General features: G+C 68.9%; 6 protein-coding genes and 1 tRNA gene. 4 read left to right on the forward strand and 3 right to left on the reverse strand.

Annotation, left to right across the window (positions count from 1 at the left end):
* Together GWI24_RS39400 and GWI24_RS39405 are read right to left on the reverse strand one after the other, a co-directional pair.
* Positions 1-375 (reverse strand): hypothetical protein (locus GWI24_RS39400; protein WP_210950834.1); only part of this gene is annotated, 375 nt, incomplete at its 3' end.
* Between the two features lie 309 nt (positions 376-684).
* A complete protein-coding gene (locus GWI24_RS39405; RefSeq protein ID WP_210950838.1) occupies positions 685-1821 on the reverse strand; it encodes an ABC transporter ATP-binding protein in 1137 nt (378 codons plus the stop codon).
* Between the two features lie 176 nt (positions 1822-1997).
* Between GWI24_RS39405 and GWI24_RS39410 the strand changes: the two genes are divergently transcribed.
* From GWI24_RS39410 to GWI24_RS39425, 4 genes are all read left to right on the forward strand, one after another.
* Positions 1998-2070: transfer RNA gene (locus tag GWI24_RS39410), tRNA-Thr, on the forward strand.
* Positions 2071-2313: 243 nt separating this feature from the next.
* Complete coding sequence (locus GWI24_RS39415; RefSeq protein ID WP_210950835.1) at positions 2314-2571, forward strand: LysR family transcriptional regulator; 258 nt, start codon at positions 2314-2316, stop codon at positions 2569-2571.
* A gap of 736 nt (positions 2572-3307) precedes the next feature.
* Positions 3308-4096 carry a response regulator transcription factor gene (locus tag GWI24_RS39420; RefSeq protein WP_210950836.1) on the forward strand — a complete coding sequence of 263 codons (789 nt, stop codon included), beginning with the start codon at positions 3308-3310 and terminating at the stop codon, positions 4094-4096.
* Between the two features lie 23 nt (positions 4097-4119).
* Complete coding sequence (locus tag GWI24_RS39425) at positions 4120-5010, forward strand: LuxR family transcriptional regulator (protein WP_247617527.1); 891 nt, start codon at positions 4120-4122, stop codon at positions 5008-5010.
* A 326-nt stretch (positions 5011-5336) separates the two neighbouring features.
* On the opposite strand, the gene GWI24_RS39430 is transcribed toward GWI24_RS39425, so the two are convergent.
* Positions 5337-5810 (reverse strand): hypothetical protein (locus GWI24_RS39430; protein WP_210950837.1); only part of this gene is annotated, 474 nt, incomplete at its 5' end.

The raw sequence follows: 5810 nt of genomic DNA on the forward strand, positions 1-5810 counted from the left end.
GACGGGCCGTGCGTACGCCTGGGCGCGGCTCACACCGCCGTACTTGGCGACCGCGGCGCGGCCGAGGGCACGGGCGATGGAGGCGCAGTGCTTGGCCAGCGAGGGCCGTTCGGCCGTCGCCACCTGGAGATGGGTGAGCGCCACGGAGGGGTTCTTCTCCTGGAGCTCGGCGAGCAGCCGGTCGCGCAGCAGCTCATGCGGGGCCCGGTGGGTGGCATGGGTGGAGGCACGGTCGGAGGAGGCGGTGAGGATCTGCGACTCGGCGCTCGGCGAGGCCCAGGGGACGCGGGTGACCGCGAGGGTGCCGGAGAGGACGAGCACGACGGGGAGGACGAGGGCGAGCGTTCTGCCGATGCGGCGGGCTGCGTGGTTCACGGGGTGGTTCCTCGCGGGTGGGTGGTACGGAGTGGGTGGTACGGAACTGCGGTACGCGGTGATCGTAGCGAGGAGCGACGATTTGGCGACATTCCGTCACCAGGCCGGGTGATGGAAACCCACTCTTGGCGTTCGGAGGGTTGACGCGCAGGGGTGAAATGCTCGAAATGTCGGGTAATTTATCGACAACGCAACACCGTGACGCGCTCCCTGCCCACCCAACACGACGGCGCCGCCCGTCCGCGGGGGAGCGGACGAGCGGCGCCGTCGGAATGAACTGACGCGGTACGAACTGACGGGCCGGCGGCCTCAGTCGCTGAGCCGCTCCCCGGACGAGGTCGAGAAGACGTGCGTCTCACCCGGCCGCGGCACGACGTGCAGCTGCGCGCCCTTCTCCGGCACCTGGCGCCCGTTCACGCGGACGACCAGGTCCTTGACCTCGCCGCCGACCTCGGCGGTGCCGTAGACGTAGCCGTCGGCGCCGAGTTCCTCGACGACGTTGACGGTGACGGCGAGACCGGCCGGGGCGTCGTCGGACGCCTTGGTGAGGCCCTGGGCGGCGCCGCCGTTCTGCTCGACCACGTCGAAGTGCTCGGGCCGGACGCCCACGGTGACCGTACGGTCGCCCTTGTCGGCCGCGGCGCTCAGCGCCTCACGCGAGACCGGCACGAGGCTGTTGCCGAACTTCACGCCGCCGTCGGCGATCGGCACCTCGACCAGGTTCATCGCGGGCGAGCCGATGAAGCCCGCGACGAAGAGGTTGGCGGGGCGGTCGTACATGTTGCGCGGCGAGTCGACCTGCTGCAGCAGCCCGTCCTTGAGCACCGCCACCCGGTCGCCCATGGTCATGGCCTCGACCTGGTCGTGGGTCACGTACACCGTCGTGATGCCCAGCCGCCGCTGCAGGCTGGCGATCTGCGTACGCGTCTGCACACGCAGCTTGGCGTCCAGGTTGGACAGCGGCTCGTCCATGAGGAACACCTGCGGCTCCCGGACGATCGCCCGGCCCATCGCGACACGCTGCCGCTGACCACCGGACAGCGCCTTCGGCTTGCGCTCCAGGTATTCGGTGAGGTCCAGGATCTTCGCCGCGTCCTCGACCTTCTGCCGGATCTCGGTCTTGTTGACGCCGGCGATCTTGAGCGCGAAGCCCATGTTCTGGGCGACGGTCATGTGCGGGTACAGCGCGTAGTTCTGGAACACCATGGCGATGTCCCGGTCCTTCGGCGGCAGATGGGTGACATCGCGGTCCCCGATCCGGATGGCCCCGCCGTTGACGTCCTCCAGCCCCGCGAGCATCCGCAGGGAGGTCGACTTCCCGCAGCCGGAGGGGCCGACGAGGACGAGGAACTCGCCGTCCTCGATGCCGATGTCGAGCTGGTCGACAGCGGGCTTCTCGGTGCCCGGGTACACCCGGGTTGCCTTGTCGTACGTGACCGTGGCCATGGTGATCTGTCCCTTCACCGGCAGGAACGTGCCGGACGATCCGAGTAAAGGAGGGGTCTAGTCCACCGGAGGTGGATTGGCGTGACGCTATACCGGCGAGGGGGGCCATGTCTCTAGCCAGGACCCCAGAATTTTCGAACGGATCACACCCGGGGGCCGGGTACACTGCAGGGGACGCCGACTTAGCTCAGCTGGTAGAGCACCGCTCTTGTAAAGCGAAGGTCGTCGGTTCGAACCCGACAGTCGGCTCTGTGAAACCGCAGATCACCCATGTGACTCTGCGGTTTTTTCTTTGCCGTGGCGCCCCAGGGTCCCCGGGGCCGTAGGCCGGTGGCGCGGGACCGGGTGTGCCGGTCGAGCGGCGGGGGCGGTCCGGGGCCCGGCCGGGCGCATGGGTTGATCATGTTGGCCCTTGCAGCTTCCTGCATCTGCTGTTGCCGATCCGGATTCGATCCGTTGATATGGCCTGCACACGGATATCAGGGGGAAGAAATGCATGAGCGTGAGTTCCGTGCCTTCGTATCCATCGCCGAGATCGGCCGCATGGATGAGGCGGCGAAGGCACTTGATTATTCACAGCCGGCCATCAGCTACCAGATCAAGTGTCTTGAACAGGCCTTGGGCGTGCGGCTTTTCACGCGGGACTCCACCGGTACTCAGCTGACCAAGGCAGGGCGTGCGATTCTGCCGTCCGTACGGGCCGTGCTGGCGCTCATTGATGACATGAAGGACGCGTGTGCGACGGCCTGAGGTGGCTTGTCACCGGAAGCGCGGCGGCGTACCCGGTGGGCCGGTCTCGGCCGGTACGGGGTGGATCGCACCCTTGCGCCGTGTCCGCACCCGTGCACGGACAGCGCTGTCATCGGTGTAAAGCGCGTCACAACTGGGGCGGGGCGGCCCGGTGCGGGGTGCGCCGCCAGGCGCGGTGAAACCCGAAGTGACCTGCGGATTCGTGGCGTTGGCGCACAGTGGGCGGGATAGCGGGCCGCGTCGGGGCGGCGTGGGTGCATAGCTGACAGCAAGCGGCCATCGGGCACCGTCGTGATTGCGCACCGTGCCCCTACCGCTGCGGTGCGCACCCGGAGCGCGATCGTCCGAGCTGCGTTTCCGGACAGATGTGCAACTTGATGTCAATCCCGTGGTCCCGATCCGGAGCCGGGTCGGTTTCCGCTCCTGACGTGGCCGATTTATCCGAACGTTATCAACTATGATGCATTGACTGAGGCGCGGCCAGCGAACTAATCTCGCCGCCGCACGGCCTGGGGGGCGGTCTTCTGGAGAGAACGCACGCTGGTTAACGCGCACTTGAACGTACGTGAATGTACGGCGATGCAGGGGGGAGCGGGCAGTTCCGATGCCCGTGTCATTCGGGGATTAAAACGCTGGGGAAATCGTCGGGCGTCATGCGGCCGCAGCTCGGCCGTGCGGCCGTTCGGCGTTCATCGACGGGTACGCGGCAGGTCTGTCGCGTACCGATGGGGGAGTCATGTCAGAACTGTCGAATTCGAGTGGAAGATCCGACGGCGTAGAAGAGACGCTCAAGCAGGTATGCGAGCTCATCGAATCGGCGGTGACCCTGCACCGCTCCATTCCGCCACAGCCCTCGCCCATGGTGCTCGTCACCGATGGCGTGGCGGTCGCGCAGGCCGTCGGGCGTCTGCTGACCGGTGCCAAATACAGCGTCAGCGTGATCGTGCCGGGTGCCCTGGAGCGGGCCAAGCCGATGCTCGCGATGATGGGGCGGTTCGCCGCGGTGGCCAAGTCCGGCGTCACCGTCCGGCTGCTGTGCACCCCGCAGGTGCTCGCGGTCCCCCATGGCATCCTCGCCGCGGTGCGCGCGGGCCAGCTGGGCTTCGAGGTCCGGGTCACCGACGCCGATCTGCACGGGACCGTCATCGTCGACGGCAAGGCGGCGTTCGGGCGGTCCGGGCCCGAGCGCGACGGCCGTTACGCCACCGTCAACACCGACCTCGCCTCCGTGCGCGCGCTGTATCTGATGTTCGCCGGGGCCTGGGGCAGCGCGATGCCGGTGGACGAACACCTGCGGCTGGCCGAGCGGCTCCACTCGGACTCCATGCGGGTGATCCTCGAGCGGCTCAGCGAGGGGCACACCGACGACGTCGCGGCCAAGAAGATCCAGATTTCGCTGCGCACCTACCGCCGCCATGTGGCGACGATCATGCGTGACGTGGGTGCGAGCTCCCGCTTCCAGGCGGGCGTGCGCGCGGTCGAGCTCGGGCTGCTCGCCCAATCGGGCCGCGAGCTGGTGGATTGAGCGAATTCACGGGGGTGAGGGCAATGAGGGTTCCCACACCGGCGGGGGCTGGGGTCCAGCGACAGCACGATGACGACGACGGGGACGACGGGCCCCGGCACCCGGGGGACGACGGACATCCCGGGGACTCCGGGGACGGCGGGCACCCCGCGGACGACATCACCGAGGAACTCCTCGCGGTCCGCGCGCTCATCGAGTCCACGGTGGTCAAACACCGCGACCGGCAGCTGCGGAACTCATGGGTCGCGGCCGTCGAGGCGGACGACAAGGAAGTGCACGCCGCCGCGCAGGACCTGCTGCGCACGGCCACGGAACGGGTGGACGTGGTGCTGGCGGCGGAGGCCGCGCATGTGCACGTGCTGCACGGCGCGCTCGACGGCTGGCTGCGGTCGGGTGGCGACACCGTGCGCACCCGGATGCTGTGCGCCCAGAACACCGTGGACTGGGGCTTCGTACAGCGGCATGTGCGGGACGGGAACTCCCTGGAGGTCCGGGTGGCGCGCATCCCGCTGCTCGCCGCGCTTATCGTGGACGGCCGGGCCGCGCTGGTGTGCGCGGACTCGGCCGCGGGCCGGCGCGCCTCCACCCTCCGGGACTCGGGCGTCATCGAGACGCTCCAGACGCTGTTCGACGGCATCTGGCGGACCGCGCTGTCGGTCAGCGAGCGCATCGAGCTGGGCGAGCGATCGCGCGGCGAACTGGTGCGGCCGATCCTGGAGCGGCTGCGGCTCGGCGCCACGGATGAGGTGGCGGCGCGCGAGTTGTCCATGTCCGTGCGCACGTATCGCCGTTACGTCGCCGAGATCATGGCGTTGCTGGGGGCCAACTCACGGTTTCAGGCGGGGGTACGGGCGGCGGAACTGGGCCTGCTGCCCATGACACCGTCCCAGGACCCGCCGAAGCCATGGCGATGATGGCCGGAAACGGCGAGCCGAGCAGGGCCTCCGATGGTCGGAAACGCCGCTGATCGGCGAGGTCCCGCTCGGGTATGGCAGCTTCCTGTAGTGCCCTTTGCGGAGGGTTCTCGGCGGTCGATACATATGGCGACGAGGGAATTCAGCCCCGGTGCCGCGGCGCGGGGGAGTTTCCCCGCCGGCGGCATTCAACCCCCGAGAACGCTGCCGGAGCGGAGGTTCGGCGACGGTTTCCAGCCGCACCGGACCTCCGCGAAGCCTCACGGGATATCGCGGGAGCCGGCATCTCGCGGCGTATCGCGGGACCTCGCGGGTATCGCTGAACCTCATACGCGCGGGAAGCGGGACTGCAGGTCCCACACCACGGGGTTGTCACCGAGCCCCTCGTGCAGATCCGTGAGGTCGGCGATCAGATCGTGCAGGAAGTCGCGGGCCTCGCGGCGCAGCGCCGCGTGGTTGAAGGTCAGCGGCGCTTCCTCGGACGGCACCCAGTCGGCGGTGATGTCCACCCAGCCGAAGCGGCGCTCGAAGAGCAGTCGGTCGGTCGATTCGGTGAAGTCCAGCTCGGCGTGGACCGGGGTGGCCGAGCGGCTGCCGCGCGGGTCCCGGTCGAGCCGTTCCACGATGTCGCACAGCGCCCAGGCGAAGTCGAGCACCGGTACCCATCCCCAGGCTGTGGACAGCTCGCGGTCCGTCTCCGTATCGGCGAGGTAGACGTCCCCGCAGAACAGATCGTGCCGCAGGGCGCGCGGGTCCGCGCGCCGGTAGTCGGTCTGTGGCGGGTCGGGGAAGCGGCGGGA

This window comes from Streptomyces sp. MK37H, assembly GCF_018035285.1.
GTDB classification, from domain to species: Bacteria; Actinomycetota; Actinomycetes; order Streptomycetales; family Streptomycetaceae; genus Streptomyces; species Streptomyces endocoffeicus.

Bases quoted from the DNA above. Each gene is read 5' to 3' on its own strand.
- GWI24_RS39405 (WP_210950838.1), bottom strand. From the start codon at position 1,821: ATGGCCACGGTCACGTACGACAAGGCAACCCGGGTGTACCCGGGCACC.
- GWI24_RS39415 (WP_210950835.1), top strand. From the start codon at position 2,314: ATGCATGAGCGTGAGTTCCGTGCCTTCGTATCCATCGCCGAGATCGGC.
- GWI24_RS39420 (WP_210950836.1), top strand. From the start codon at position 3,308: ATGTCAGAACTGTCGAATTCGAGTGGAAGATCCGACGGCGTAGAAGAG.
- GWI24_RS39425 (WP_247617527.1), top strand. From the start codon at position 4,120: ATGAGGGTTCCCACACCGGCGGGGGCTGGGGTCCAGCGACAGCACGAT.